The sequence below is a fragment of the Chryseobacterium sp. C2(2020) genome (assembly GCF_014218915.1).
Taxonomy (GTDB): Bacteria; Bacteroidota; Bacteroidia; order Flavobacteriales; family Weeksellaceae; genus Chryseobacterium; species Chryseobacterium mucoviscidosis.
In genome coordinates, this window is record NZ_JACLCT010000014.1 from 73,282 (window position 1) to 99,071 (window position 25,790).

Below are 25,790 nucleotides of genomic sequence, written 5' to 3' on the forward strand. Positions count from 1 at the left end.
TAGTTAGAAACTAAACAATAAAAAAACCATCAAAATTTTGATGGTCTCATTATTTAAATCAATTATTTAAAATTAAAAACTTGCTGCGTTTGCTGCCGGAGTTGTTGTTGCAAGATTATTATAAGCTTCTCCGTTTTCGTTGATGATTCTCTTTCCGAATCTGTATTTTGGACCCCAATAAGAATCATTTAATGAAGAAATCATGACTCCTTTTGAAGTTGCGGCGTGAATAAATTTCACTTCCCCCTCTTCTGTTACGCTTTCTACGATTCCTACGTGAGAAATTCTTCTTCCGTGAGAAAAGAAAATCAAATCTCCTTTCTGAAGGTTTTCTTTCTCGATTCTTTCACCTTCTTCAGATTGCGAAGCTGCTACTCTTGGTAAGCTAAGACCTGCTGCTGCACCGAAAACTGAAAGTACAAAAGCTGAACAGTCAATCCCGTTTCTTGTCATTCCTCCGTAACGGTAAGGCGTTCCAAGATAAGTCTGTGCTTCGTTTAAGATGTTATCGATTGTTGCGTTATGTTTGATTGCTTTTGCAATCTCAGAATTTTTGATAGAATTTTTTGCGTTGGCTAAAGTAGCTGCCTTTTCTGCAAGAAATGAGTTGATTAATTTCTGCTTATCCTGCTCCATTTTGTTTGTTTCAAGAGAGGCAAGTTTGGCATCTGTTTTGTATTCTTTAGCGTAAGTTGCTGGTTTTGAAACTACGTAGTTTGTAACACAGGATTGTAACGATACAGTAGAGACGAAAGCAACTAGATAAAACAAAACTCTTTTCTTCATATATATTTGATTACCGTGTTAAAAAAAGGATAGTATATTTTCAAAAGCAATACAAAAATATAGAATCCAAGTAAAAGAGCCCCGATATGACAATTGTCAGGTTCTTTATTTAACACATTTTAACATAATTTTTACGTATGTTAAAAAAAAATAAACCGCAACCGCCTGTTTTTGGTAGGTGTGCGGTTTTTTTTATTAAGATTCTTTAACAAAATTATTGTAGATTATTGTAAAATAAAGGATAGGCAATCAAATTAATTCAAAATACCCCATTATAAAATTTGTTAATAAATGATTGGTTTCTCGGTAGTTTCAGGTTTTTAACTCTACTTTTTAATGCTTTTATAACACCTTTTGTATTCGATTTAAAAAAGAATTCATAACCCCATAAAAAAACTCCCCGATTAATAGGGGAGTTTCACTAATATGGAACTTTACAAATGTTACTTTGTAAATAACATTTCTCTGTATTTCGTCATTGGCCAAAGCTCGTCGTCTACCATCATTTCAAGATCGTCTGATGCATCTCTGATGGTGTCGAATAAAGGTTTTACCTTATTACAGTATTCTTCAGCCTGTTTTTGGCTCTCGGTAACTGCTTTTGCTGCTTCTCTTGCTTTGATAAGATCTTCAACGCCTACTTTAATTTTAGAAACATTCTCGGAAATGCTTGTAATTAAGCTCATCTGTTCTTTTGCCAAAGATTTGAACTCTTTGTCTCCGAAAATTTCTTTTAACCCTTTTACGTTCTCGATCAGTCTGTTCTGATAGTTTAACGCAGAAGGAATAATGTGGTTTCTTGCGATGTCACTTAATACTCTTGCTTCGATATCAATAACCGTAGAATATTTTTCTAATTTAATTTCGTTTCTTGCTTCAACTTCTCTGTGCGTGAAAATTCCCATCTCTTCGTAAAGCGCTAAGAATTTCTCATCCATTTCCTGCTTAAGAGCTTCCGGAGTTGTTTTTAAATTGTTTAAGCCTCTCTTTTCCGCTTCTTTAGCCCAGTCATCAGAATATCCGTCTCCTTCAAACATGATGTTTTTACACTGCTTGATGTATTCTCTTAATACATTGAAGATTGCTTCATCTTTCTTAAGACCAGTTTCAATTAAAGCATCTACTTCTTTTTTGAAGTCGTTTAATTGTTTTGCAGCAATCGTGTTCATTACCGTCATAGACTCTGCGCAGTTTGCAGAAGAACCTACCGCTCTGATCTCGAATTTATTTCCTGTAAATGCAAATGGAGATGTTCTGTTTCTGTCTGTGTTATCCAACAAAATTTCAGGAATTTTTCCAACTACATTTAGTTTTAAATCTGTTTTTTCGTCCGGAGAAAGTTTTCCTTCCGTTACTTTTTCAAGCTCTTCCAAAACTCTGAACAACTGGCTTCCGATGAATACGGAAATAATTGCCGGTGGAGCTTCGTTCGCGCCCAATCTGTGGTCGTTGCTTGCAGAAGCAATACTTGCTCTTAAAAGATCTGCATATTCGTGAACCGCCTTAATTGTATTGACGAAGAACGTTAAGAACTGTAGGTTTTTCTTAGGATTTTTTCCTGGGCTTAAAAGGTTTTCACCTGTATCGGTTGCTAAAGACCAGTTATTGTGCTTTCCGCTTCCGTTTACGCCAGCGAAAGGCTTTTCGTGGAACAAAATATGGAAATGATGTCTGTGAGCGATTCTTGCCATAACGTCCATCAACAAAGAGTTGTGGTCAACAGCAACGTTTACTTCTTCAAACATTGGAGCCAATTCGAATTGATTCGGAGCTACCTCATTGTGTCTCGTTGTAACCGGAATTCCTAATTTCATACATTCAATTTCCAATTCTTTCATGAAATTCATGACTCTTGTAGGAATTGAACCGAAATAGTGGTCATCCAACTGCTGCCCTTTTGCAGGAGAATGTCCTAATAAAGTTTTACCTGTTAAAACCAAATCAGGACGAGATTGATACAGTGCTGAATCTACCAAGAAATATTCTTGCTCCCAACCTAAAGTTGGGGTTACTTTTGTTACATTTTTGTCGAAATACTGCATTACATTGGTTGCAGCTTCGTCTACCGCGTTCAATGCTCTTAAAAGAGGTGCTTTATAATCTAAAGTTTCTCCTGTGTAAGAAATGAAGATCGAAGGAATACATAAAGTAGTTCCCATGATGAACGCAGGAGATGTAGGATCCCATGCGGTATAACCTCTTGCTTCAAAAGTGTTTCTGATACCTCCATTCGGGAAAGAAGATGCATCCGGTTCCTGCTGGATCAGTAAATTTCCGCTGAATCTTTCGATCGCTCTTCCACCTTCAATTGGTGTGAAGAATGAATCGTGCTTTTCTGCAGTAGAACCTGTTAAAGGCTGAAACCAGTGTGTGTAGTGTGTTACACCTTTGCTCATTGCCCAATCCTTCATAGCCACCGCAACCTGATCTGCAATGTGTCTTTGGATTTTGCTTCCTTTTTTTACTGCATCCATAATAGACTGGAATGCTTCTTTCGTTAAATATTCTCTCATCGTTTCTTCTGAGAAAACATTCTGACAGAATAATTCTGATAATTTCACGGGAACTTCTACAGAATTATCTCTTCTGAAGTCCTTGAATGGTAAAGTTTCTAACGCTTTGAATCTTAAAGTTGACATATTAGGTTAATTTTTACGGGGCAAATTTACGAAAAAATTGAATAGAAAAATATTTTACCCTAAAAATTCAAGGGGTGCTTTTGAAATTTAATAAAATTTTAAAATAAAGTGAGTTTTTCAAGGGGCTTGAATTCCCAAATTGAAATTTTTATACCTAATTAATATATATATGAGAAAATGAATCGAACTTTAAACTGTAACTTTTAATATTAAGAAAATTTATTGCTGATACTTTAAAAAAGAACACCTCAAAAATCTTAATTTTAAGACAGAAAAATAATTTTTGTTTGTTACACCAATTTTGTTAAAATGCTGGTTAGCAAATTAATAATATCATTTAAAATATTTTTCGTAACTTAGCAGACTTTTTATAAAAATTTTAAATATATGACAAATTCTAGAGCAAGAGAAACCACCGAGGCAATTGAAAGGCTATACATATCTATGAGACACCTGTTTTATAGAGGTTTTTTCAAGCCGAGCGGAGTTTCAGGAGAAAGCATTAGAAGTTTGTTGAAGACGATCAATCCGGAAATTTACGGTACCATGAGTATACCCAGCAAACTGGAACTCGATGGTTTGATGTATGTTTTAGACAGACTTCCAGAAGGAATCGAAGAATGCGCCTTCATTCATCTTACATCAGACGAAGGTTTTGATAAAGGAAGTTTTGAACCGATCGTTCCTAAAAAAAGAAGAAGAAACTGTTACAGAATCGATGAACACCAGATGAACATTGAAGTTCTTTTGGGGCGTTCGGAAATTTATGATATTCTTACCCACCTTACCTTTTTATTTATTGAGGCAGATAAAGTCCGCAATCTGGCTTTCATTCAGGATGAAAACTGGAAACCGACAAGAGCCTTCAAAATTATCGAAGAAGTGGTGAAAGGCGAGAAAAAATTCAGCAGAAGAGAAAAAGAAGTAGCCCTTATTCACCTTTCTTCTTTAATAGGAAGAACGTTTGATGAAACTTTAAAGGCTTACAATACGTTTGGCGATGATGAAAATCCTGACCGTTTATTCAAAATCATCTACAACCTTGCGAAAGTAAGTCTGGAAGATGCAAAACAGACCAGAGAAAGAGAAATTCATTTCAGTGCTATCTTAAAGGAAAGAGTAGGACATCACTATTTTGGTGAAAAGTGGGCGAATAAAGTAAAAGAAGTTTTGTTTGAAAATAATCTTCACATGAGACCGCTTCACATCATTTCTGCCAATATGCACTCAGTGAAAAATATGCTGTATGCCAACGAAGCATTGAAGAAAAAAGATCATAAAGAAGTAGATTACAAAATGTACGGAGAAATTTCCGACAAAAAAGAACTTCGCGATAAGGTTTCAAAATACGCTTTGGAACAGGGAATGATCTACATTAATGACAAAAGCGGAAGTAATATCGATGTGCAGATCATCGACCTCAGCAAAACAGATCTCAGAAATACACCTTTTCAGGATATTAAATTTGCAGGTGATGATGTTGTAATGGTTTTTGATTATGCATTCGGAGAACAGGCCTACGAAATAATGGACGAATTGCTGAGACCTTACGAACATAAAGGGGAAGTGTATATGATGAAGGTAAAATCTGTTTCCATCATGGGGAAAGCGGGAATTCTTGCCGGAGGAAAAGGAGACATCATGATCCCGACTTCACATATTTTTGAAGGAACAGCAGACAATTATCCGTTTGAAAATGCCCTTAAACTGGACGATTTTAAAGATGATGAATTAAAAGCTTTCGAAGGTCCGATGATTACCGTTTTGGGAACTTCACTTCAGAACAGGGACATTCTTTCGTATTTTATGAATACTTCATGGAAAGCGATCGGTCTTGAGATGGAAGGAGCGCATTATCAGAAAGCCATTCAGGTGGCATCTAAAATCAGACACCATATTTCTCCGGATCTGTTTGTAATGTATGCTTATTACGCATCGGATAATCCTTTGGAAACCGGAAGCACCCTTTCTTCCGGAGGTTTAGGATTAACAGGGGTAAAACCAACCTATCTTATCACCTTAAGAATCTTAGAAAAGATCTTACAGAGCGGAAAGAAAGAATCTTCAACGAAAAAATAACTTGATTAATTTCAATTACATATAAACCTCGGATGTTTTCATTTGAGGTTTTTTGTTGAGACATGAATTCAGTTTATTCAAACACGAATGGCGCAAATTTTCCACACGAATTTCACTAAGTTTATTTGTGCCTAAAATTGTGTTTTTTATTTGTGAAATTTGTGGTTAAGAACATATCTTTAAGAAAAATTAAAACAAATGAGTTCAGCAGCACAATTAGCCAAAAGATTCCGGGAGGTCACATTAGATGGTTTATGGATTGCCAATACCAACTTTAAAGATCAGCTTTCCGATGTTTCTTGGGAAAAGGCAACAGCCAAAGTAGGCTCCTTAAATACCATCGCAATGCTTACTTTTCATATTGATTATTATATTGCCGGTTTAATTAACGTTTTTGAAGGTGGCGATTTGGAAATCAGGGATCAATTCAGCTTCGACCTACCTCCGATTGAATCTCCGGAACAGTGGGAAAACCTGAAAAGTAAATTTTTAAGCGATGCCAAAAAGTTCGCGGATTTATTAGAGAAAATGCCCGAGTCAAAAATGAACGAGGCTTTTGTAGACGAAAAATACGGAACCTATCTCAGAAATATAGATGGCATGATCGAGCATTGCTATTATCATCTGGGACAGATTACTTTGATTAGAAAACTTTTATTGGATTAAGCTATTTCAAGAATATGAAGAATACTGGTCTTGTTTTTATGCTACTATTTCCGTTTTATTGTTTTTCTCAATTTACAATTCCCAAAGGATTTTCAGAATTTACAGAAAGTACTGCCAATGGGAAAGAAATGAAAAGGATTGTTGCGGATTTTGATAAGGATAAGAAAGATGATGTAATGACGGTAATTTATCAATCAAAATATAAAGAAGATTCTGCGATAAAAAAGTATTTAATCATTTATCTTTCTTCAAAAAAGAAAACGTTTTTTATTGATTTTGATTTATTTAATGGGGTTTATGTTGTACCACTAAAGTACAAAAATGATGTGTTGGATTTTCTTATTTATCAGGATGGAACCGGTGTTTATGGTCATGGTTTAAAATTGAGGTTTAACCAAAAAGTAAAAGAAATACAGCTTATTGGCTATGATTACAGTTACAGAACCACAACCGGACATTGCAACAAAACCTATAATTTATTAACGGGAGATTATATTGTAACGAATGATTATTATAACTGGGAAAAAGACAAAACAGAATTTGAAAATTTCAAAGGAAATAAGAAGCAGTCTAAAAGCATTTTTATTAAAGATTTTACTTTTAAGTTATTTGAAAAATTAAGTCTGATAGGAAAAGAATATGAAAGAGAATAAAATTTTTAACAATCTCTGTAAAAATTTATCCAATTCTATAGGAGTCTCAAAAATATCACATATTTGAGGCTTTTATTTTAAATACTTATCTTTAGAAAAAATAAAATTTTAAATGAAAAAATCGGTTGCAATCCTGTTTGCATTTATCATTTCACAGTTTCATGCTCAGCAGGGAGCTTATTATCAGCAGAGTGCGAAATACAAGATGGATATTGATGTGAATGCTGAAAAGTTTACCTACGAAGGAAAACAAACTTTAGATTACAAAAATAACTCTCCGGACGAATTGAATGTTGTCTATTTCCATTTGTACTGGAATGCTTTTAAGCCCAATTCGATGATGGATCAGAGAGTTGCAGGACAGGGAAAAAACGGAGATTCCAGACTGCAGAAAGACGGGGTTTCAAGATTGGCTTCGATCCCGAAAGATCAGGAAGGAGCGCAGAATATCCATTGGATCAAGCAAAACGGCAAAACACTTAAGTTTGAAGTTCAGGAAACGATAATGAAAGTTTACCTTGCAGAACCGATTAAACCTAATTCATCCACTACATTTACTTTAGAATGGGATGCGGTAATTCCGCAGCAAATCAGAAGAAGCGGAAGGAACAACAGGGAAGGAGTTGATATGACGATGACGCAATGGTATCCGAAAATCGCAGAATACGATTACGACGGCTGGGCGACATTTGATTATATCGGAAGAGAATTTCACGCGCCGTTCTCGGATTTTGATGTAACCATTAAAATCAATAAAGAGTATGTAATCGGAGCGGGAGGAATTCTGGAAAATCCTTCTGAAGTAAAAGGGTATGATGCTAATGCTAAAATTAAAGCAGATAAAAATAAAGCAACATGGAAGTGGAGCGCTAAAAACATCCTCGATTTTGCATGGGCTGCAGATAAAGACTATATCGTAAAAAGTTTTGACGTTCCGCAAGGTCCAAAGGTTTTTTTAGTATATCAGAATAACGATAAAACAAAAGTCTGGGAAGAAGCACAGCCTTACATCACAAAATATTATCAGTTGATGAATTCCCATTTCGGGAAATATGTGTATCCGACATATTCTTTCATTCAGGGAGGAGATGGAGGTATGGAATACGGAATGTGTACCATGATTTTAGGTGAAGCAAATGATATTGAAGGATTGATGGGATTAATGGCTCACGAAGGAGCGCATTCGTGGTATCAGCAAATTCTTGCGACCAATGAACCGATGCGTCCCTGGATGGATGAAGGATTTACAAGTTATGCGGAAGGATATGTAATGAATCAGTTGTTTCCTCCTGCAAAAGAACTTCCGAATCCTTTTGCCAATTCTTTAAATGCTTATAGAAATTTTGTAAAAAAAGGTATCGAAGAACCGGCAATCTGGTTTGGAGATCATCATGATAACGGAACTTCCTATACATATGCTTCTTATGTAAAAGGAGAATTGTATCTGGTTGAGCTGGGTTACATTATGGGGGAACAGAATCTTGCGGAAACATTGAAGCAGTATTACGATCAATGGGCGCTAAAACATCCTTCAGACAGAGACTTTTTACACATTGCCCAGAAGGTTTCGGGAATGGATCTGAAATGGTTTCAGAATTATTGGATCAATACCACAAAAACAATTGATTACGGAATCAAAGACGTAAAATACGATGCAAAATCCACAACCATTACTTTGGTGAATAACGGACAGGTTCCGATGCCGATTGATTTCAGTGTGATAACTACGGACAAAAAAATAATCAATTATCAGATTCCTATGAACATGACTCGTACGTGGAAGGAAAAAGATGCTTACGGAGAATTCAAAACAAAGCCTTACTGGCCTTGGACGCAGAAAGAATACTCCATCACTATTCCTTATACAAAATCACAGTTATCGGTTTTAGGAATAGATTTTAGCCAAAGACTTGCTGATGTGAATATGGCGGATAATTTCGTTGAGGTGAAATAATTTTTTAGAATAATATAAATCCTGCAGACAATTGACTGCAGGATTTTTTTGAAAGGTTCTAAATAAAAATTCTACACACAAATTATTGAGTAGAATGTACACTAAAATTTAAAACAATTATAAAAAGACACAGTATCTTTTTACACCGGGACAGTTAGGGACAGTCATATAAGTGAGTCCTGGCCCAGGCTCTAATTGGCATTCAAAAGATCTCATGCTTTCTAAACATTCTGGTGTGTAGCCTCCTTGTACTGCTCTTAGGTTCTCTCTTGAAAGCTTCTTTAAATTTTTCATAATTATTGATATTTTGTTTGTCATTTCCTACTCTTACTAAGCTTTTCGGATTCCGCTTTAAATTTTTCCTAAATTAGTGAATTTTCTAAATAAAGCAAGAATTATTTTTTGATTAAATTAAATATTTTCAATAAATACATTTATCTTAAATAAAAAAGAGTTCAGGAATAAATTCTTTACTGAATTCCAAATTGCTTTACCATCCAGTGGTTAGAGTGATTTTTAATCAAATCGTTTTTTAAAGCTTCATCTTTGGTGTTGAGGTAATGATAAACTTTTAAAGGAACAGAATCGGGATATTCTTTTAGTCCCTGAATAACTGCAGCTTTGGCTTCTTCTTTTTTATCGCCACTGTCGAATGATTCGTATTTGTAGATATAAATGATGGCAGGGATTTTTCCATAGATTTTTTTTGTTTCTTCTTCCAGCAGCCTCATTGTTTCGATCTGAAATTCGGGATTAGATTTTTTCCCGACAGCGGCAGTCTGGCTGATGTGCTGCTGATACATCAGGAAAAGCATAAGAATGTGGATGTTTTTATTATCGGGATCGGACATTAAATTCTGGATGTTTCCTATAGTTTCATCCGTCATTTCATCATTTTCCGCCTGCAAAGTTTTATTGTAAAACTCATCCAGAATATTATACACCGTTTTGTCGGTCCCATCAGTTTTGGATTCTTTTTTAAGCTTTTCAAATACTTCTTTTGCAGCGGCGGCAGTTTGAGAAAAGCTGTTTATTCCCCAAAGAAATAAGAATAGCAGGATCAGTTTTTTCATGAAAATTTGAGTTGAAGTGATTTTAGGTTTAAATATAAATAATTGTTTCTTAAATACAAGAAAATCTAAACCATAGTTTTACTAAAATCATTAAATTTAGTGCCTTAAAATTAATCGGAGATTTCCATCTTTTTGAAAATAAATAAATGAAGTCAATTGTAATAAACATAGGAAACAGCAATATCAGATTCGGACTTTTTAACGAAGACAACTGTGATATTTCCTGGGTAATTAATACAAAACCTTATCGAACAGCAGATGAACTTTATGTACAAATGCTGATGCTGTATCAGACCTATAAAATTGAGCCTGCAGAAATCAGTAAAGTCATTATCGGATCTGTTGTACCTCAGCTTACAAAAGTGATGAGTGCAGCGATAAAAAAGATTCATGATATTCATCCTGTGATTGTTGACAGAAATACGTCTTCCGGAGTTCAGGCAAAATCTAAACAGATGGGAACAGATATTTATGCAAATCTTGTTGCTGCACACAATATGTATCCCGACAGGAAAAAAATTGTATTGGATTTCGGGACTGCACTTACAGCGAGCTGTGTTGCAGAAAGTGGGGAAACTTTGGGAGTAATTATCGCTCCGGGAATCGTTACTGCACTTAATTCTCTGATCAGCCAGACTGCTCAGCTTCCTGAAATTGAACTGGTAAAGCCAAAAACCGTTTTGGGTTTAGATACCGTAACCTGTATGCAGAGCGGAATGGTCTACGGATTTCTGGGAATGGTAGAAGGATTTATAGACAGAATAAACGATGAGGTAAACGATGATTGTTTTGTGGTGGCAACCGGCGGAGTCTCTCATGTCTACAAACCTCTAACGGATAAGATTCACGTGATGGACAGATTGCATACTTTGAAAGGGTTATATTTTTTGGGTAAAAATTTATAGTAAAAGGTTGAGGTTCAGATTTAAAAAGCGATTGATAAATAATATCCTAACCTTAACCTCAACTTTTATATCATCTTTTAGATTTAAAGAATTCTTTCACAATTAAAGAACATTCATTTTCTAAAATTCCAGTAATTATTTCTGTTTTGGGGTGAAGAGAAAGGTTCTTATTGATGAACCCCCGGTGTTCATCTCTTGCTCCGATGACAACTTTTGAGATTTGTGACCAGGACAATGCGCCGGAGCACATTACACAAGGTTCCATTGTGACATAGAGAGTACAGTCTCTTAAATATTTTCCGCCCAGAAAATTGGCAGCAGAAGTTATTGCCTGCATTTCTGCGTGAGCCGTTACATCGTTTAAGGTTTCAGTAAGATTATGGGCTCTTGCAATCACTCTGTTACTGGAGATTATTACGCATCCGATAGGAACTTCATCTTTTTCTAACGCGGTTTCAGCTTCATGAAGAGCCATTTTCATGAAATATTCGTCGGTAAACATTTATGGTTCAATATTCATGGTTAAAGGAAGCCGGAAACGATATCGTACCGGACCACCGTTGATGATCGCAGGCGAAAACTTTTGTGAAACAGAATAAAGAGCAATTTCTGCCTGTCTGTTGAACGTGAAATTATCTCCCTCCGCCTGAACGTTGCTGATGCTGCCATCTTTCTCTACAATAAAAGCCACATTAGTTTTTACGGTTTTTACTTCGGAATATACACCACCGAGGTAAAAAAGATCAGCCACTTCTTTTCGAAGCTGATTTATTCCCCCCGGATAATCTGCCATTTTATCTGTAACTACCGAAGGAGCCGCAGAAAGCTCAGGAGACAAAGTTTTCAGTAATTTTAATTTGCTGAGATCTTCAAGATTTTTGGTTTTTAACAAAGCTCCTGTAAGCGCGACATTTTCTACACTGTCCATTTTCTGCATGAAAAGCATATAATCTAGCTTTATGGATGCTTTATGATAATTATCGGTCTCCGCATCAAATTTTTTCTTAAACTCTTTGCCAAGCATCGAACGATGCTGATTATAATAATTCTTAATGAGTTTAAATTCCTCTGTCTGCTGCGAAAAGCAGACAGAAAAAACACCGCAAAAAAGAAGCACAAAAAAAGATTTCACTTTGGTATATTTATGTAAAAGTAATCAAAAAAACGTATCGAAATGATAAGTTTTTTAGCTTTCAAGATACCTGTTTAAAGACTCCTGAAGATTTTTGCGGATATCATCAACTAAAACTTTAGGTTCGAGTACCTGAACTTCTTTTCCAAAGGAAAGAATTTCCTGCATAAAATCGTAAGTAGGATGCAGGAAAAACTCAAAAAATATTTCTTCCGGTGTTTCTTTGGTTTCTTTCTGAGACTGATGGAGAGGAAAACTTCTGATGTATTCTCCCTGATGCCTGCTGCATTTCAGAACAATTTTTTGCGGGTTTTGCTCTGCAAGATTCATCACACCAAAGGCGTTTTTAAAGTGTTCTCTGAAATTGTATTTGTATTTTTCCCTGAAATTATTTTTAGAAACATCCAGATAATTAATTCTGTCTAGTCCGAAAGATTTCAGCATTTTGTCTTTCGTATCAATAGCAATAAGATACCATCTGTCTTTAGATTCCTTCAAAGCCAACGGATGAACTTTCCTGGAAGTCATCAGCTTATTTTTATAGTTGTAGTGCTCAAAGGAAACAATTCTTTTGTTACGGATAGCAAAGAAAAGATCATAAAAATGCTCAACACCTGTCGGCTTTCTGCTTTCGAAAAAGATAAGGTTAGAAAAATCAGGATGAAGATTCAGAGCGTTGCTTACCTGAAAAGACTCCAGTAATTTCTGGTTGTATTCATCCACTTCCATAATCGGGCGGCTCTCAATATAATAACGGTTGTCTCCCTTCTTTTTATTATGAATGGAGAGATTGAAAAGATCTGAAATTTCCCGGATATCTCTTTGCAAAGTACGGATAGAGTAGCCTTTAATCCCTGCATCCTGAAATTCAAAGGAGTTAAGCAGATACTCTTCCAGCTGCGAATAGGTAGCCGGAGAACTTTCCAATCTTTTTATAATTAAAGCGTATCTTGTAAGATAAAAATCTTTTTTCATTGCTAAAAGTTTCTACCACAAATATATGCGGTTAAGGCGACAAAACTTGTCGTGTTTTATTTTTTTATGAAATAAATTCTGAATCTAATTTGTGATTCGCATAAATTTGAATCAGTATTTTGTTAATCAGTTAATTTAGTGTATTCTAAAGTAAGAGTAAATGAATCAATTTTAGAATAATCAGAATTTGGAATCTTCACATTTAGTATTCTTACTAGCATTTGATTTATGCTTATGAAAAGTTCTCCATTCCATTGGTTTCCTGCAAAAGCAATTTCGTTTGCCCACCATTCTGTAAACATTTGATTGGAAATTATTGTTTCTATATTCTCAAAATCTTTATAAATTTCTATAATACCGTTTTGGGGAATTTCATCATAAAATACCGTTTTTGTATAAATTGTTTTTCCATTAATCCATTTACCGTTTGTTTTGATTTCTGTTTTAGAGTAAGATGATTTTTTGTCAATATATTTCTTTTGTACATAATCTAGCTCGTCTATATTATCGGTGTAATCATAATATCCAATGAGCCCTCTTGATTTTGGTTTGTTACAAGTAATGGTAAATGATTCTCCTTGAGTTACAATACCTGATTTTGATATGCTCGCAACATCTGAACCGATTTCAATAAATTTTATACCATCAGAACCGAGTAGACTTCCAGTGTCAGAATTATCTGCGCTAAAAATATATTGTGAGGTAAGTTGCGTATAATTAGAAGAGTCTTTTATAAAAATATCTCCGGTAACAGGTTTTGTAGAATCTGCTCCAGTAAAGGGTATATATTCCGTTTTGTTTTCCCATCCAAAAGTACCGTCTGGTTTTGCTACGATGTTTTTGGAAAACTCGGAACTTCCCTGAGCATTTGGCATGTATTGAGAGGGGATTGTTAAAGGCGCATTAATTGATAGTCTGTTATTGGGCAGCTCTCCATATATAATTGCTTCCGATGAATTAATCCTGCGCGATTTATTTGAACCAATTACCAAAGCATCTACCTGATTAGGTAAATTAATGCAGTTACCAATGATGATTGAATTATTCATCGCAGAGTTTGCTGTCCTCATATAATTTCCGGCACCAATTACGATATTATTAAAATTTCTGTATAACGTATTATTTAAAGTTGACGCTCCGATAATAGTTGACATGGCTGCTCTTACAGGAGTACTTCCGTTACTATTGATAACCCCACCCACATAAGTGTTTAAAGAAGAATTAAATGATGTACCGTTGTATCCTGATAACGCAACTTGTTCTTTCATATAAGCTGCTGCTGCGGGAGAAATATTTGCTAAATCCGATTCTAATATTTCTGATCTCAAATTAAATCCTGTATAATGCCCAATGAATACATTTGTAGATGATCTATTTAGCTGATATGCAGTAGCGTATCCAAGGGTTGTGTTATTGCTTCCTTCTGAGACTTCAGAAAGACTGTAACAGCCGACAGAGGTATTATAGGATCCTGAGCTTAACTTTTTTAAAGTACTAATCCCGAAACCTAAATTATTACTTCCGGTATGCTCAGGATTCATGTCACCAAAATAATATCCGGATGTTTTTTCATTAAATCCAAGTGCGGCAGATCTTCCTTTTGCAGAAGCCAAAACGATTTCATTCTTGGTTGTAGAGTTTCCTCTATTGGTTATATTATCAAATGTATCGTTGCTGTCAGCAGATTGTTTGGAAATAATTCCATTATTATCGGTAACAAAACGTTCGTGTGATCCTTCTTTTCTCGGAACCAGATATATTTCAAGGGGCTCAAAAGATTTAATTTCGTCCTGATTATTAGTATAATTGCCTTCTGCAATATTTATACTTTTTACTATAATTTCTCTAAATTTCATAATTGATTATTTTGAATTATCCGGAAAGATCCAGACTCCGCCGTCATCTGCTCCAATTTTTTCGTTCACGTAAGTTAAGGTTGCAAATTCAGAGGTATCAATTATATCTGGCAGAGAATCCAAAGCTATTTTCTCTTCTTTATGCCAATAAGAATCCATCCATTCCCAGAAATGCTCTTGTTTAGGCTGGTCTCCCTTCTCAAAATAAAGTTTTAATTCTTCTTTTGTTGTCATTTTTTAATTTTAAAGTTATTCTGGTAAGTCTCTGTATGTAATTACTGCTGTTGCAGGAATTCCTGCGGTGCTAAGATCTAAACCGGCAGGTGCAGAGACGGTTTGTAATGAAGGAATGAAAAAAGCGTTTTGTCCTACTGATTGTACTGTGTTGGGAATATACAGATTCTTAATTGTTGGCGATTTAGACATTTCAACTGTAAAAGCATAGTCCTCTATAATTTCCAACCCTTCATTTAAAATAATTTCTTCTAGAGAGTCATTACCATTGATATTGTTACTTTGATTTGCAAAAGCTGAATTTTTAATTATCTTCAATGTAGAAGGAGTATCTATACTTTTAATATTTTGTGAATGAAAACTTGCGCTTCCTATTATTTCTAGTCCCTCATTAAAAATAACTTTTGTTATTTGATAGTTGAATCCTCCGTAAATATATGCGGAATTATATATTTGTTTGATGTTTTTAGGAATTGTAAGAGCGATACTGGATCCCATCAACTTATCTCCATCAAAAAAAGGAATTACTTTTTCAAATGTCTCAACAGCGTCCTGCGGAATTTTCTCTTCTTTGTGCCAGTAAGAATCCATCCACTCCCAGAACTGTTCCTGTGTAGGTTGATCCCCTTTTTCAAAGTAAAGTTTTAATGCTTCTTTTGTTTTCATAATATATTGTAATTTTGTTGATTGATATTAAATGTTTTGATGATGATTTTTAAACACAGTTCCGGCTGTTCAACATTTGAAAAATGAAGAATTTAGAAAAACGAAACAAGGATAGTAGTATACCAGACTGCTGAACAGCGGCAGAACTTGATGTGTTTAAAAATTAATTGATATATATTTTCTTAAAGGTCATCATTTTTAAAAATCCGTCGTAAGAGGTTTGGATGTCATTAAGATAATTGTCGTAATCTGTTTCGGCATTTTCAATATCGCTCCATTCAATGGTGTAACGGGTTCTGTCGAAGATAATGTCAGAATGATGATGTTGTGTTTTCATTTTGTTTTTTTTATTTGGTGTTAAAAATTGAATATGTATTTATCGTAAATGTTGAATTCAAAATTTATTTTAATTGTTCTTCTGCTCTGTTTTATTTTATATTTCAAATGTAGGAGCAGCAAACGTCAAAACTTGACGTATTATTTATTATTTTCAAAAAAATTAAAATTTTTCTGCAATGTACTTTCTGATCAGGATGAAAAGCAAGATGGTTAGTACAAAAGAAGTAACGACTGAGTATATTGCATTTCCTATCGGCATCACCGGATGACCGTCTTCCGTAACTGGCGGATTGAAATAATCAAATACAAAATAGGAAATAAAGCAGCCGACAGTAAAGAATACTATATTGATAATAATAAATGCAAATAGTGTTTTCATGGTTAATAAGGTATGATGTTTTTAAATATAATTAAAAAAGCTTATATTGATTTATTATAAGTCTTATAGCTTATATTTTGTTTTTAATAAGTTTTTGTACTATCTGGTTTAAAGTTTCTCTGTTTTCGTCGATATAACATAATCCTGCCTGTATAAGATTTTCAATATTCGATCTTTTTACATTATCCATTGCAGGAGAAGCATTTTTTAATGAAGGATTAAGCCGGTAATAATTTTTCTGATTTCTCAATCCTAAAGTCTGAAACATCTGAGAAAGCTGATAATCTACTGTTTCGGCATTGGCAGACATCAAAATATCGATTATTGGGTTCACCCAGCCAATTTTTCCGGATTTTTCCAGTTTTTTGAAAGAATAAGATCTTGCCTCGATGCCTGTTCCGATGGAAACAACAATCATATCATTTACGCTCGGATGATTGGCTTTCTGATGATTTTTCAAAACTTCTGCAAAAGGAATTTTTCTTGCTTCTGCGTACGCGCACAAAGCCGGATTATTCGCAAACATTCCGCCGTCGATTAAGCTGAAAATCTGTCCGTACATGGATTTTATCTGAACCGGACTAAAATATGTAGGTGCTGCCGAAGTGGCTCTGCACACATCTTTTACATAAAAATTATCTGTACTCAGATTGGCTTTCCAGGAATTGAAAAGCTTTGCTCTTCTGTTTTCTATATCGTAACTGGTTATTAAACAGGGTTTTATTAATTCTTTTAATTCTAAATTTCCAAAAAAATCATTCAGATTTTTTTCCAGCGCTTCCTGAGAGATTTTTTCGTTCAAAAGTCCGAAAGGATTTACCAAACGTTCCCAAAAAGAAACCTGAAAGATGTCGCCACCTTTTTCAGCATACAATTCTAATCCTTTCTGGATAGAATATTTTGCTTTTCGGTGTTCGTCGGGACAAAGAATAATAGAAGCAATCAGTCCGCCGGTGCTGCTTCCCGCAACAAAGTCGAAATAATCACCAAGTCTGGCGCCTGGCTTATCATAAAACTGAAGCTGCTCTTCGATGTAACGCAGAATAATACAGGTGATAATTCCCCTGATTCCGCCACCGTCCAAAGAAAGAATGGTTGTCTTTTTCATATGATTTTCACTTTTTTTTAAAAGAAACATCTAACAACTTTAGACAAGTAAAACCAATAGATTTCAGGGAAATGACTATTGGTTTTAGCTTGATATAATAATTGCTTTGATGTTATCTTACTGAAGCAAAGATAGATGGGGGTAGCGACAAAACGCGACGTATTAAAAAATAATTTTCAAATAAAAGAGAATTAAAATACAGGATAATTTTCTTTGTCTCTGGGCATTTTATAGAGCGTTCTCCAGCTTGTTTTTACCAACCCTTTTTTTGTAGGAATATTCTTTTTCTCAAAATGGGGAAGGTCTTTAAAGGTCTTCCAGTTTCCACCCCAGTCCCAGCCGTATTTTGCGAAAATCTTTACACATTCGTACCAATCGGCAACCTTGTCGTTATCCCAATCTTTTACAGTATCCCAGCTTGCTGTTTTTCCATCAATCATTAAGCAGATATCAACAGCCAATCCGTAATTATGGATGCTTTGTCCTGCTTTTGCATTAGTTACTTTTTTTCCTGAAGTAATTCTTCCGATGGCGTAAAGTTTTTCCTGTTCTTCAAAACTTCTTAAGCCTTGTGTAATTCTTATTTTTGCTTTTCCGGTTAATGCTTCATCGCATTCCTTCACAATCTGTTTTACCTCTTCCCTTACATGGGGATGAAGTTTTTCAATTCTCTGTAAACTTACTTTATCCATTATTTAAAATTTTATGATTTTGAAATACAAATCTATAACTCGGAAACGCCAAAAGGTGACGTATTTTTTATGAATTTTTAAGTTGTTGATAATGATCAATTCAAGAAGATCATATTCAGTTGCTTTTCAAAATATTAAATCTTTTTGTCTGAAATTTTAGACTTTTAGTTTTCCTGTACTGAAAAAATAATTTTTAATACGTCGAGTTTTGGCGTTTCGCATCTCAATCTTTGCAATAAATAAATTTTAATATTTCAAATCAAAAAATATGGAAAATATTGTCAGCTACGAAAATTCTGCACTTGCTTTAGACAGTATTTACAATGTCTTAAGCTGGTACGACAGGGTGTCTCTTCATTCTTATATGCAGGGAGGGAGTTTAGTAACGAAAAAGGCGACACAACTTTTAAAGTTTGTAAAAACATACGAATGGTATCCTCCTAAAATGCGATATACTCAAAATAATGTATTGGAGTATTATGAACCAAAACAGGAAAGCTGGTTAAAAATTGCACAATACATGAAAAATCACCCTAAACTGACGGTTCAGATTCAGGAATATCTTAATTAAAAATAGACACAAAAAACAAATTATTTATTATGAGTACAGACAAAAAAGAATTAAAAAGTTGGTTTTCAGAAGGTTTAAAACCTACTCAGGAGCAGTTTTGGGAATGGATAGACAGCTATTATCACAAAAACGAGTCTTTATCTATACATACTGTTAATGGATTAGAGAATGCTTTATTAATTAAAGCAAATAAAGATGCTTCAGACTTCTCTCCGGAAGATATTGAATCTTGGAAAAGAATTCTTGGAGTAAATGACATTCCTGAAAATATTGCCACTAATGACATTAAATTAGGGAATGGAGAATTAATTTCAGGAACTTCTTATACTAAGGAGCAAAGTGATGCTAAATATTACAAGAAAGTAGATATGGGATATTTTAATTCTAATTATGTGCTTCTTGCAGATGGTACACCCAAAGCAGCTGGAGATTTGGGGAAAAATATTGCGAACTCTTCCCTAACTTCTGTAGCCGGAGCCGGTTTAACGTTGGGAGCAGACTGGACAGTAAATACTTCAGGACTAAAATATTCAATCACAGGATTAAATGATGTTACCAATGATGCGACATTCACTACATTTTTATCTCAAAACCCAGCAGGAATAATTGGACGGTCAAATGGAGTAAAACCTTTTCTGAATATTCCGACAATAATGTCTGAAGCTGAGAAAACAGCATGGAAGACATCTATGAATGGAGGATGGACGACTAATGCGATGAATGTGGGGCTGATTTATCCTTCAGTCGTTCCAAAAGCAACTAATTCTAATAATTTGACATTTATTACTTTAATTGGCTCTAATCTTAATTTAAATCCAAGCAATTTCAGTATTAAAATTATCAATTCATCAGGAGTTGTAACAGAAACTATTAATAACTCCAGAGTTACTTTAGTGAATGCAAATATGATCAGTTTTTCATTTAATACCCAGACTTATGAATTAGGAGATTATACTATAAGATTATGGAATGGAGTTGCAGATTATAACACATCTGTAAAATTGACAGTGTTTGATAATAGCTCGGCAAATGAAGTTGATATCAGCCGAAATGTATGGTCTAGAGTTACAATAGGAAATCTTCCGTTTGATAATGAACTGGTAAAAACTCCAAATGAACTGAATATAGGATATGATGCCGATTTATTTAATGCTGCAGGACAAAATGACAATGTTGTTCTCTTAGCGTATTACATGCAGTCTTTTCTTTCTGCAACCGATGATTTTGTAATTGAAGGAGTTATTACAAAAGTAGGAACAAACTACAATCCTTTTGGTGGTGCAATAGGATTCGGAATTACAACATCTCCTAACGATACCCTTACATCTGAAAAAAATTCTGGTGCGGTTACTGTAGGTAATAATTCTCCTCATTATGCTTATTTTACAACAGGAGGATATGGCGGAGTAAATGTGGGAATCAATGATAATATGAAGTTTATTATCTCTAAAAAAGGAAATTTTGCAACCACATCTATCTATAAAGACGATGGTAGTTTCAGTGTTGCTACAAATATTATTGATAATAACCAGCCCACACCTGTAAGATTTAAAATTTTTGCCACCTCATTTCAATATACGACAAATGCCACTTTAGGTGTTAAAATATCAAGCATAAGAAAAATATAATTGAAAAATTTCGTCATGAGTTTGTTCTCATAAATAAATAAATAACATTTCTAATACATCAAAAAATGGTGTATTGGAATGTTATTAAATGAGTCTGTCATTCAGCTATTTAATATCTTTTTTCAGCTCCAGAAACATATCTTTAAGATGATAATGCTCAAAATGATCAGGTTCAAAATCTTCCGGAAAAATTCCAGATGCATATTGCCAGATTTCAACAATTTCTCCCAAAGGAATATCATAAGGTTTATAGAATGAATTGTCTGAAGCTACTGTTATTGCTTTTTTCTTTTTGGTTTTAAATCTTTTGTAAGAAATGCCGTCATTCAAAGTCACGAAAACATAACTTTTATTCGGTTTTAGATCTTCAATATTTTCAACATATTTCCCGATGATATAAGAGCCGTCTTTAAAAGGAGGCATTGAATCTCCTTTTGAGGGAAATGCCCTATACTTACCGTTAATTAAAAAAGGTAAGGAAATCCTTTGTAAACTCTCAATATATTCCGGATCGCTGTAACCGGATAAATAACCCATTGATGCTTTTTGAGGAACAATTTCAATGCTGTTGTTGCCTAATTTATCAACGACAACCGGAAGAACAATTCTGTTATCCGGAAGCTTTAATACATCTTCGAGAGGATACTTCCGGATATCCACAGTAAGCAGTAAATCAATACTGATATTGAAATACTTCGAAATCCGGATAAGTAGTTCATAAGGCGGTTCAGAGCGTCCGCCCTCATATTTAGAATAACGCACCCGGCTCATTAAAATTTGATCAGCAAGTTCCTGCTGCGATAAATTTTTCTGAGTTCTTAAAAACCTGATGTTATCTGAAAAAATCGACATTGATACAAATTGTATCAACAAATATACTAAAATGATACAAATAGTATCTAATTTTGTGTTGCAGAATCAACTATTATGTATGCTTTGGTAGATTGCAATAATTTCTTTGTTTCCTGCGAAAGAACGCTTGATCCGAAACTAGAAAATAAACCCGTTGTGGTACTTTCCAACAACGATGGCTGTGTAGTGTCCAGAAGTAAAGAAGCTAAAGATCTGGGAATTCCGATGGCAGCTCCGGCTTTTAAGTATAAGGAATTATTTAAAGAGCATGATGTACAATGTTTTTCCGCAAAATTCGAATTGTATAATTTTAAAAGCCAGCGTGTTATAGAGATATCCACAGCATATGTGGATAAGTCTGATTATGAGGTCTATTCGATTGATGAGCTTTTTCTTGATCTGAAAAGCTTTAAATATATCGATATTTACGAGTATTGTCTTAAAATCAAAAATGAGATTGATGAGCAGGAAAAGATTCCGGTAAGTATAGGAGTTGCCGCTACAAAAACACTTTGTAAGGTGGCGAACCGCATTGTCAAACAATTTCCCGAAAAGGTTAACGGAATTTATATTTTAGATACCTCTGAAAAAATAGAAAAAGCCTTAAAATGGTTGAAAATTGATGATGTTTGGGGAATCGGAAGACGTCTTGCTGTAAAAATGCATGATAATGGAGTGCATAAAGCATGGGATCTTCTTCAAAAGCCTGAAATGTGGGTTCGGAAGATCATGGGAATTCACGGAGTAAGAATGGTGAACGAACTGAAAGGAATCCGTCAGTTAGAACTGGATGCTCCGTCCCCAAAAAAATCCATTGCCGTCACCAGAAGTTTCATGGAAATGCTTACCAAAAAAGAAGATGTTCGCGAGCGTTTGGAAACTTTCGGGATGTACTGTTCAGAAAGACTCAGAAAACAAAATACCTGCTGCAAAATGGTAACGGTTTTTGTACAGACCAACCGCTTCAGGAAGGATCTTCCGGAGTACCGGAATGCGGTAACCAGAATTCTTCCCAATCCCACCAACTCATCAATTTTAATCGGCAGAGTCGTAAATGAACTGTTTGAAGATATCTTTAAAGAAGGATTTCATTATAAGAAAGCAGGCGTTATTGTGAACGATTTTGTGCCGGAAGATCAAAGATTGATTAATCTTTTTGAAGAAGATACCCAGAATCTGCATTTGCCGGTGATGAAAGCAATGGATGCCATGAACAGAAAATACGGCAAAGATAAAGTGCGTCTCGGAAGCATGAGCGGCGAAAATACTTTCGGACGAAAACAGATGTCTCCCGAATATGAAGCTTTTTTAAAAAACAATACACTCAAAGAGGCTAATTTCAGATTTCATTAGATATAAAACTACCTTTTTTCATACTTCCAGTTTCTGCCTTTTCCTTAAGAGATCCACTCTAAAGCCTGATCCATTCTTTTGTTTCTGGTTGATTCCGTTTTAGCTTCCGTAATCCAGTTGATATATTCTTTACGGAAAGAGGGTGAAGCTTTTTTAAAAATTTCCAGAGCTTTTTCATTTTCATTCAAAGCATTTTGAAAATAATCAGGAACCTCTGTTTCTGTTTTCGATGGAGCTGCTTTTTTCAAAGTAACGCCCATATCTGTCAGTTCCATCGCTTCAGTAATCATCTTTTTAAGCTGAGGTTTTGAAGGAAGATTTTCTGTTTCTGTAATTTTACCCAGGCTGAACATATTCGTTTTTTCGGTATCTGTTTCAAACTCTTTCAGAGATGTCATCTCATCATGAAGCCAGAATCCCATGCTGCAATACTGTTTAAAAGAAACCATTGAACAAAGAATCTTCCCTTTATACAGGAATGTGGGAAACTTCCACTTTATCGCTTCTTCTGCATCAGGACAGAATTCGTGAACGGTTTCTCGGATATAATTCAGAATAGGTTTTGCAAAATCCTGCGATTTTTCAATGTATTCATCAACTTTCGGGCTGTATTTTTCCATATTTTTATTGAAATAATTTTACCGTTTCATTCACCAGAAATTTCACCTGATCCGGTCTTCCTCTGTCGTTTTTCGGAAGATTATTATAGCTTCCTGTCCTTACAATCACCATATCATGTTCCGGAATCATAATGATGTATTGTCCCTGAAGTCCCAAAAAATAATAATGCTTTATAGGATTGTCGTGGTTGATCCAGAATCCCATTCCGTAAATTTCCTCAGAATTTTTAGTCGGAGTCCGCATTGTATTGATGAAGTCCGGATTTAAAATCTGCTTATCCTCAACTTTTCCGTCGTTAAGAAATAACTGCCCCAGTTTTGCAAAATCTCTGGAATTGGAATGAATGCAGCAGTATGTTTTTTCCATTCCGTTTTCGTCCGTGCTCCATGTTGCATTTTGTTCCATCCCCATCGGAATCCAGAATTTTTCGGATAAATAACTTGCCAAGGACTGTCCGACAGCTTTTTTAATGGCAAACCCTAAAAGTTGCGTAGAACCGCTCTGATATTCAAATCTTTCTCCCGGATTTTCTTTAAATTTCCTTGAAAAAGTGGCGTTCATTAAATTTTTTCCGTAATAAGCTTTCGCATTGGGAAGGAAAGGATTTTTGTAATTTTCATCCCAGTCCAGTCCCGATTCCATCTGAGCCAGATTTTTTAATGTTAAATTTTTAGCAAAATCTTTATTATTAAATTCCTCAAAATAATCCGAAAACTTATCATCAAGACTTTTAATTTTTCCCTCTTCCAATGCTTTGCCCAAAAGCATTACCGTAACGGCTTTTGCCATAGAGAAAGAATTGGTTTTTGATAGCTGATTGTAGCCGTTCCAATACTCTTCGTGAAGCAGTTTTCCGTTTTTCACCACAATAAAAGATGCGGTATTGGATTGTGTTAAATCTTCAACGATATTTTTCGGTAATTGTTTTTTGTTGTATTCGGGAGATTCCTCCCAAAGTTCAGGAGATTCTGTAGCGATGAGGTTGCCGGAAAACAAGGTGCCGTCATCAATATTGGCACTGAGTTTTCCCCTTAAATAGGTTTTGGATATTCCGTTGAAAATATAACCATATCCCAAAACATAAAAGAGAAGTACGGCAATGACAATAAATGTCACAAAATAAATAAGAATTGTCATAGCAATTGATCTTAAACAAATTTAAAATAAATTTGAAAACATGAAACGAAATGATTTATTTTTGTGATTATTGATGTAAAAGATGATGAAAAAACTAATTTCCTTATTGCTTATCCATTTCGTTATCACCGCTTTCGGACAGATGTATAAACCTCTCGATACGGCAGATTATGCCCAGAGAAAAGAATTTCTGAGAAATTTCACGGCGAATACCGAAAGTTTAAGTAAAAAAAGCAGATCCGATTATCCCGGAAAGACGGGCAATGAGCTTTCTAAAATTTATAAAGAATTCGACAAAGAATTTGAAAAAAAAGTGAAGGAAAAAGATTTTGCTTTCAATTCTGTATTTGATGCAAAGGTTAAAAATCTTATCGAACGGTTAAGAAAAAACAATTCCCAGATTCCGCAAAATTTAAAAATCCTTATCGCCAAAGACAACACTCCGAATGCATACTGTTTTGCAGACGGCACTTTTGTGATCAATATGGGGCTTTTCAACTGGCTGAATAATGACGATCAGCTTGCTGCCGTAATTTCCCATGAATTAGGACATAAAATTTCCGAGCATACGCTGAAAACTTTTCTGAGTATGATCGAACAGGATAAAATGGACAAAATGGTGGTTCAGGATATTAAATCGACAAAGGAAAACCGTAATCAGAGGGCTTTTGATGTGATGAAAAACAGAATCTACAGAAAAGGGGCTGAAAACAGAAAGCAGGAAATGCAGGCTGATTCTTTAGGGTATGTGGTTTTTAAAAACAGCGATTTTAAAAAAGCTGAATACGTTAATGCCCTGAAAAGACTGGAAGATTTTGATACCATTTCGCCAAGAGAGCTGAAAGTGGAAACTTACAAAAAATATTTCAATCTTCCGAAGCAGGAATTTAAAGACAAATGGCTGAAAAAAGAAGATTTTTCTCTGTATAATTACAATCATTTTAAGGAAAAGCTGAATAAAGATTCTCTGAGATCGCATCCTGAAATGGTTTTAAGAATCAATAACCTCAAAAAAGTATTTCCTGAACTTAAAAATGATGTTCCGGATGAAAAACCTTCCGATTCTTATTCTGCGGTAGAAAAAATCGCAAGAATGGAAACCTTGCCTAATTTTTATCATTCTGAAGATTACGGAGTCGGAATTTATGCAAGTCTTCAGTTTTTGCAGGATAACGAAGAGGAAAAGTATTACAAAAACTGGCTCGGAAAATGTTTCGCCAAGATTTATGAAGCGAGAAAAAACTACAATTTAAATCGATATTTAGATCGGGTAGATCCCAAAAATCAAAGTGAAAGTTATCAGCAGTTCCTGAACTTTATGTGGAACCTGAGTCTCGATGAAATTAAAAATATTGCAGATTATTATCAAACGACAGAATCCTGACCGAAGGTCAGGATTCTTATTGAGTATAAAATTGGTAGTGTCCTACTAACTGTGTAAGTAGAAAAGTTATTCTGAAAAATTTTGAGCCCTCAAAGCTCAAAAAATTTT

General features: G+C 34.8%; 26 protein-coding genes. 9 read left to right on the forward strand and 17 right to left on the reverse strand.

From position 1 onward, the window contains the following. Positions 1–72 precede the first annotated feature (72 nt). Together H6W52_RS10155 and H6W52_RS10160 are read right to left on the reverse strand one after the other, a co-directional pair. A complete protein-coding gene (locus H6W52_RS10155; RefSeq protein ID WP_116098260.1) occupies positions 73–786 on the reverse strand; it encodes a C40 family peptidase in 714 nt (237 codons plus the stop codon). 443 nt (positions 787–1,229) lie between these two features. Next, positions 1,230–3,425: a glutamine synthetase III gene (locus tag H6W52_RS10160; RefSeq protein ID WP_076391403.1), complete on the reverse strand. Its 2,196-nt coding sequence runs from the start codon at positions 3,423–3,425 to the stop codon at positions 1,230–1,232. A gap of 387 nt (positions 3,426–3,812) precedes the next feature. Between H6W52_RS10160 and H6W52_RS10165 the strand changes: the two genes are divergently transcribed. The 4 genes from H6W52_RS10165 (at position 3,813) to H6W52_RS10180 (ending at position 8,777) form a co-directional block, all read left to right on the forward strand. Next, entirely contained in the window at positions 3,813–5,504 is a 1,692-nt protein-coding gene (locus H6W52_RS10165) for a DUF6909 family protein (protein WP_116098258.1), read from the forward strand. A gap of 198 nt (positions 5,505–5,702) precedes the next feature. Then, a complete protein-coding gene (locus tag H6W52_RS10170) occupies positions 5,703–6,170 on the forward strand; it encodes a DUF1572 domain-containing protein (RefSeq protein WP_116098256.1) in 468 nt (155 codons plus the stop codon). A 14-nt stretch (positions 6,171–6,184) separates the two neighbouring features. Further along, positions 6,185–6,823, forward strand: a complete 639-nt coding sequence (locus H6W52_RS10175; protein WP_116098254.1) for a hypothetical protein — start codon at positions 6,185–6,187, stop codon at positions 6,821–6,823. Between the two features lie 112 nt (positions 6,824–6,935). After that, positions 6,936–8,777 carry a M1 family metallopeptidase gene (locus H6W52_RS10180; protein ID WP_116098252.1) on the forward strand — a complete coding sequence of 614 codons (1,842 nt, stop codon included), beginning with the start codon at positions 6,936–6,938 and terminating at the stop codon, positions 8,775–8,777. 117 nt (positions 8,778–8,894) lie between these two features. On the opposite strand, the gene H6W52_RS21445 is transcribed toward H6W52_RS10180, so the two are convergent. Beyond that, positions 8,895–9,095 (reverse strand): bacteriocin-like protein, encoded by a 201-nt coding sequence (locus tag H6W52_RS21445; protein WP_410500324.1) that lies wholly within the window; start codon positions 9,093–9,095, stop codon positions 8,895–8,897. Between the two features lie 152 nt (positions 9,096–9,247). After that, on the reverse strand, positions 9,248–9,850 hold the full coding sequence (locus H6W52_RS10185) for a hypothetical protein (RefSeq protein WP_116098250.1): 603 nt from the start codon (positions 9,848–9,850) through the stop codon (positions 9,248–9,250). Between the two features lie 146 nt (positions 9,851–9,996). On the opposite strand from H6W52_RS10185, the gene H6W52_RS10190 reads away from it, so the two are divergent. Continuing rightward, positions 9,997–10,755: a type III pantothenate kinase gene (locus H6W52_RS10190; RefSeq protein WP_116098248.1), complete on the forward strand. Its 759-nt coding sequence runs from the start codon at positions 9,997–9,999 to the stop codon at positions 10,753–10,755. A 70-nt stretch (positions 10,756–10,825) separates the two neighbouring features. Here H6W52_RS10190 and H6W52_RS10195 read toward each other — a convergent pair whose 3' ends face one another. From H6W52_RS10195 to H6W52_RS10240, 10 genes are all read right to left on the reverse strand, one after another. Further along, on the reverse strand, positions 10,826–11,257 hold the full coding sequence (locus tag H6W52_RS10195) for a nucleoside deaminase (RefSeq protein WP_116098246.1): 432 nt from the start codon (positions 11,255–11,257) through the stop codon (positions 10,826–10,828). Then, positions 11,258–11,887 carry an energy transducer TonB gene (locus H6W52_RS10200; RefSeq protein WP_241277893.1) on the reverse strand — a complete coding sequence of 210 codons (630 nt, stop codon included), beginning with the start codon at positions 11,885–11,887 and terminating at the stop codon, positions 11,258–11,260. 54 nt (positions 11,888–11,941) lie between these two features. Next, positions 11,942–12,862 (reverse strand): helix-turn-helix transcriptional regulator, encoded by a 921-nt coding sequence (locus H6W52_RS10205; protein WP_116098244.1) that lies wholly within the window; start codon positions 12,860–12,862, stop codon positions 11,942–11,944. A gap of 122 nt (positions 12,863–12,984) precedes the next feature. After that, positions 12,985–14,718: a hypothetical protein gene (locus H6W52_RS10210; protein WP_116098242.1), complete on the reverse strand. Its 1,734-nt coding sequence runs from the start codon at positions 14,716–14,718 to the stop codon at positions 12,985–12,987. Positions 14,719–14,724: 6 nt separating this feature from the next. Then, positions 14,725–14,952: a hypothetical protein gene (locus H6W52_RS10215; RefSeq protein ID WP_116098240.1), complete on the reverse strand. Its 228-nt coding sequence runs from the start codon at positions 14,950–14,952 to the stop codon at positions 14,725–14,727. Positions 14,953–14,967: 15 nt separating this feature from the next. Beyond that, on the reverse strand, positions 14,968–15,618 hold the full coding sequence (locus tag H6W52_RS10220) for a leucine-rich repeat domain-containing protein (RefSeq protein WP_116098238.1): 651 nt from the start codon (positions 15,616–15,618) through the stop codon (positions 14,968–14,970). A 163-nt stretch (positions 15,619–15,781) separates the two neighbouring features. After that, positions 15,782–15,955, reverse strand: coding sequence for a hypothetical protein (locus H6W52_RS10225; RefSeq protein ID WP_157967242.1), 174 nt, complete (start codon positions 15,953–15,955; stop codon positions 15,782–15,784). 162 nt (positions 15,956–16,117) lie between these two features. Beyond that, positions 16,118–16,336: a hypothetical protein gene (locus tag H6W52_RS10230; RefSeq protein ID WP_116098236.1), complete on the reverse strand. Its 219-nt coding sequence runs from the start codon at positions 16,334–16,336 to the stop codon at positions 16,118–16,120. 70 nt (positions 16,337–16,406) lie between these two features. Beyond that, a complete protein-coding gene (locus H6W52_RS10235) occupies positions 16,407–17,444 on the reverse strand; it encodes a patatin-like phospholipase family protein (protein WP_108411628.1) in 1,038 nt (345 codons plus the stop codon). 191 nt (positions 17,445–17,635) lie between these two features. Further along, positions 17,636–18,136 (reverse strand): M15 family metallopeptidase, encoded by a 501-nt coding sequence (locus tag H6W52_RS10240; RefSeq protein WP_116098234.1) that lies wholly within the window; start codon positions 18,134–18,136, stop codon positions 17,636–17,638. 268 nt (positions 18,137–18,404) lie between these two features. Here H6W52_RS10240 and H6W52_RS10245 point away from each other — a divergent pair, with 268 nt between their 5' ends. Both H6W52_RS10245 and H6W52_RS10250 read left to right on the forward strand, forming a co-directional pair. Beyond that, positions 18,405–18,707: a hypothetical protein gene (locus H6W52_RS10245; RefSeq protein WP_116098232.1), complete on the forward strand. Its 303-nt coding sequence runs from the start codon at positions 18,405–18,407 to the stop codon at positions 18,705–18,707. Between the two features lie 29 nt (positions 18,708–18,736). Further along, positions 18,737–20,335, forward strand: coding sequence for an IPT/TIG domain-containing protein (locus tag H6W52_RS10250; RefSeq protein WP_116098230.1), 1,599 nt, complete (start codon positions 18,737–18,739; stop codon positions 20,333–20,335). Positions 20,336–20,440: 105 nt separating this feature from the next. On the opposite strand, the gene H6W52_RS10255 is transcribed toward H6W52_RS10250, so the two are convergent. Further along, positions 20,441–21,187 (reverse strand): XRE family transcriptional regulator, encoded by a 747-nt coding sequence (locus H6W52_RS10255; RefSeq protein ID WP_116098228.1) that lies wholly within the window; start codon positions 21,185–21,187, stop codon positions 20,441–20,443. 75 nt (positions 21,188–21,262) lie between these two features. Here H6W52_RS10255 and H6W52_RS10260 point away from each other — a divergent pair, with 75 nt between their 5' ends. Beyond that, positions 21,263–22,540 (forward strand): Y-family DNA polymerase, encoded by a 1,278-nt coding sequence (locus H6W52_RS10260; RefSeq protein WP_116098226.1) that lies wholly within the window; start codon positions 21,263–21,265, stop codon positions 22,538–22,540. A 44-nt stretch (positions 22,541–22,584) separates the two neighbouring features. Here H6W52_RS10260 and H6W52_RS10265 read toward each other — a convergent pair whose 3' ends face one another. Then, positions 22,585–23,160, reverse strand: coding sequence for a YdeI/OmpD-associated family protein (locus H6W52_RS10265; RefSeq protein WP_116098224.1), 576 nt, complete (start codon positions 23,158–23,160; stop codon positions 22,585–22,587). A gap of 4 nt (positions 23,161–23,164) precedes the next feature. After that, positions 23,165–24,298 carry a serine hydrolase domain-containing protein gene (locus tag H6W52_RS10270; protein WP_116098222.1) on the reverse strand — a complete coding sequence of 378 codons (1,134 nt, stop codon included), beginning with the start codon at positions 24,296–24,298 and terminating at the stop codon, positions 23,165–23,167. An 82-nt stretch (positions 24,299–24,380) separates the two neighbouring features. Between H6W52_RS10270 and H6W52_RS10275 the strand changes: the two genes are divergently transcribed. Next, the gene (locus H6W52_RS10275; protein ID WP_116098220.1) at positions 24,381–25,682 is read left to right on the forward strand and encodes a M48 family metalloprotease; all 1,302 of its coding nucleotides are present in this window, start codon (positions 24,381–24,383) and stop codon (positions 25,680–25,682) included. Positions 25,683–25,790 lie beyond the last annotated feature (108 nt).

Excerpts from the sequence above, each read along its gene's own strand:
- H6W52_RS10155 (WP_116098260.1), bottom strand. The coding sequence starts at position 786 with ATGAAGAAAAGAGTTTTGTTTTATCTAGTTGCTTTCGTCTCTACTGTA.
- H6W52_RS10270 (WP_116098222.1), bottom strand. The coding sequence starts at position 24,298 with ATGACAATTCTTATTTATTTTGTGACATTTATTGTCATTGCCGTACTT.
- H6W52_RS10235 (WP_108411628.1), bottom strand. The coding sequence starts at position 17,444 with ATGAAAAAGACAACCATTCTTTCTTTGGACGGTGGCGGAATCAGGGGA.
- H6W52_RS10190 (WP_116098248.1), top strand. The coding sequence starts at position 9,997 with ATGAAGTCAATTGTAATAAACATAGGAAACAGCAATATCAGATTCGGA.
- H6W52_RS10180 (WP_116098252.1), top strand. The coding sequence starts at position 6,936 with ATGAAAAAATCGGTTGCAATCCTGTTTGCATTTATCATTTCACAGTTT.
- H6W52_RS10260 (WP_116098226.1), top strand. The coding sequence starts at position 21,263 with ATGTATGCTTTGGTAGATTGCAATAATTTCTTTGTTTCCTGCGAAAGA.
- H6W52_RS10195 (WP_116098246.1), bottom strand. The coding sequence starts at position 11,257 with ATGTTTACCGACGAATATTTCATGAAAATGGCTCTTCATGAAGCTGAA.
- H6W52_RS10175 (WP_116098254.1), top strand. The coding sequence starts at position 6,185 with ATGAAGAATACTGGTCTTGTTTTTATGCTACTATTTCCGTTTTATTGT.
- H6W52_RS10265 (WP_116098224.1), bottom strand. The coding sequence starts at position 23,160 with ATGGAAAAATACAGCCCGAAAGTTGATGAATACATTGAAAAATCGCAG.
- H6W52_RS21445 (WP_410500324.1), bottom strand. The coding sequence starts at position 9,095 with ATGACAAACAAAATATCAATAATTATGAAAAATTTAAAGAAGCTTTCA.
- H6W52_RS10245 (WP_116098232.1), top strand. The coding sequence starts at position 18,405 with ATGGAAAATATTGTCAGCTACGAAAATTCTGCACTTGCTTTAGACAGT.
- H6W52_RS10185 (WP_116098250.1), bottom strand. The coding sequence starts at position 9,850 with ATGAAAAAACTGATCCTGCTATTCTTATTTCTTTGGGGAATAAACAGC.
- H6W52_RS10160 (WP_076391403.1), bottom strand. The coding sequence starts at position 3,425 with ATGTCAACTTTAAGATTCAAAGCGTTAGAAACTTTACCATTCAAGGAC.
- H6W52_RS10230 (WP_116098236.1), bottom strand. The coding sequence starts at position 16,336 with ATGAAAACACTATTTGCATTTATTATTATCAATATAGTATTCTTTACT.
- H6W52_RS10240 (WP_116098234.1), bottom strand. The coding sequence starts at position 18,136 with ATGGATAAAGTAAGTTTACAGAGAATTGAAAAACTTCATCCCCATGTA.
- H6W52_RS10255 (WP_116098228.1), bottom strand. The coding sequence starts at position 21,187 with ATGTCGATTTTTTCAGATAACATCAGGTTTTTAAGAACTCAGAAAAAT.
- H6W52_RS10250 (WP_116098230.1), top strand. The coding sequence starts at position 18,737 with ATGAGTACAGACAAAAAAGAATTAAAAAGTTGGTTTTCAGAAGGTTTA.
- H6W52_RS10170 (WP_116098256.1), top strand. The coding sequence starts at position 5,703 with ATGAGTTCAGCAGCACAATTAGCCAAAAGATTCCGGGAGGTCACATTA.
- H6W52_RS10225 (WP_157967242.1), bottom strand. The coding sequence starts at position 15,955 with ATGAAAACACAACATCATCATTCTGACATTATCTTCGACAGAACCCGT.
- H6W52_RS10220 (WP_116098238.1), bottom strand. The coding sequence starts at position 15,618 with ATGAAAACAAAAGAAGCATTAAAACTTTACTTTGAAAAAGGGGATCAA.
- H6W52_RS10210 (WP_116098242.1), bottom strand. The coding sequence starts at position 14,718 with ATGAAATTTAGAGAAATTATAGTAAAAAGTATAAATATTGCAGAAGGC.
- H6W52_RS10215 (WP_116098240.1), bottom strand. The coding sequence starts at position 14,952 with ATGACAACAAAAGAAGAATTAAAACTTTATTTTGAGAAGGGAGACCAG.
- H6W52_RS10165 (WP_116098258.1), top strand. The coding sequence starts at position 3,813 with ATGACAAATTCTAGAGCAAGAGAAACCACCGAGGCAATTGAAAGGCTA.
- H6W52_RS10205 (WP_116098244.1), bottom strand. The coding sequence starts at position 12,862 with ATGAAAAAAGATTTTTATCTTACAAGATACGCTTTAATTATAAAAAGA.
- H6W52_RS10275 (WP_116098220.1), top strand. The coding sequence starts at position 24,381 with ATGATGAAAAAACTAATTTCCTTATTGCTTATCCATTTCGTTATCACC.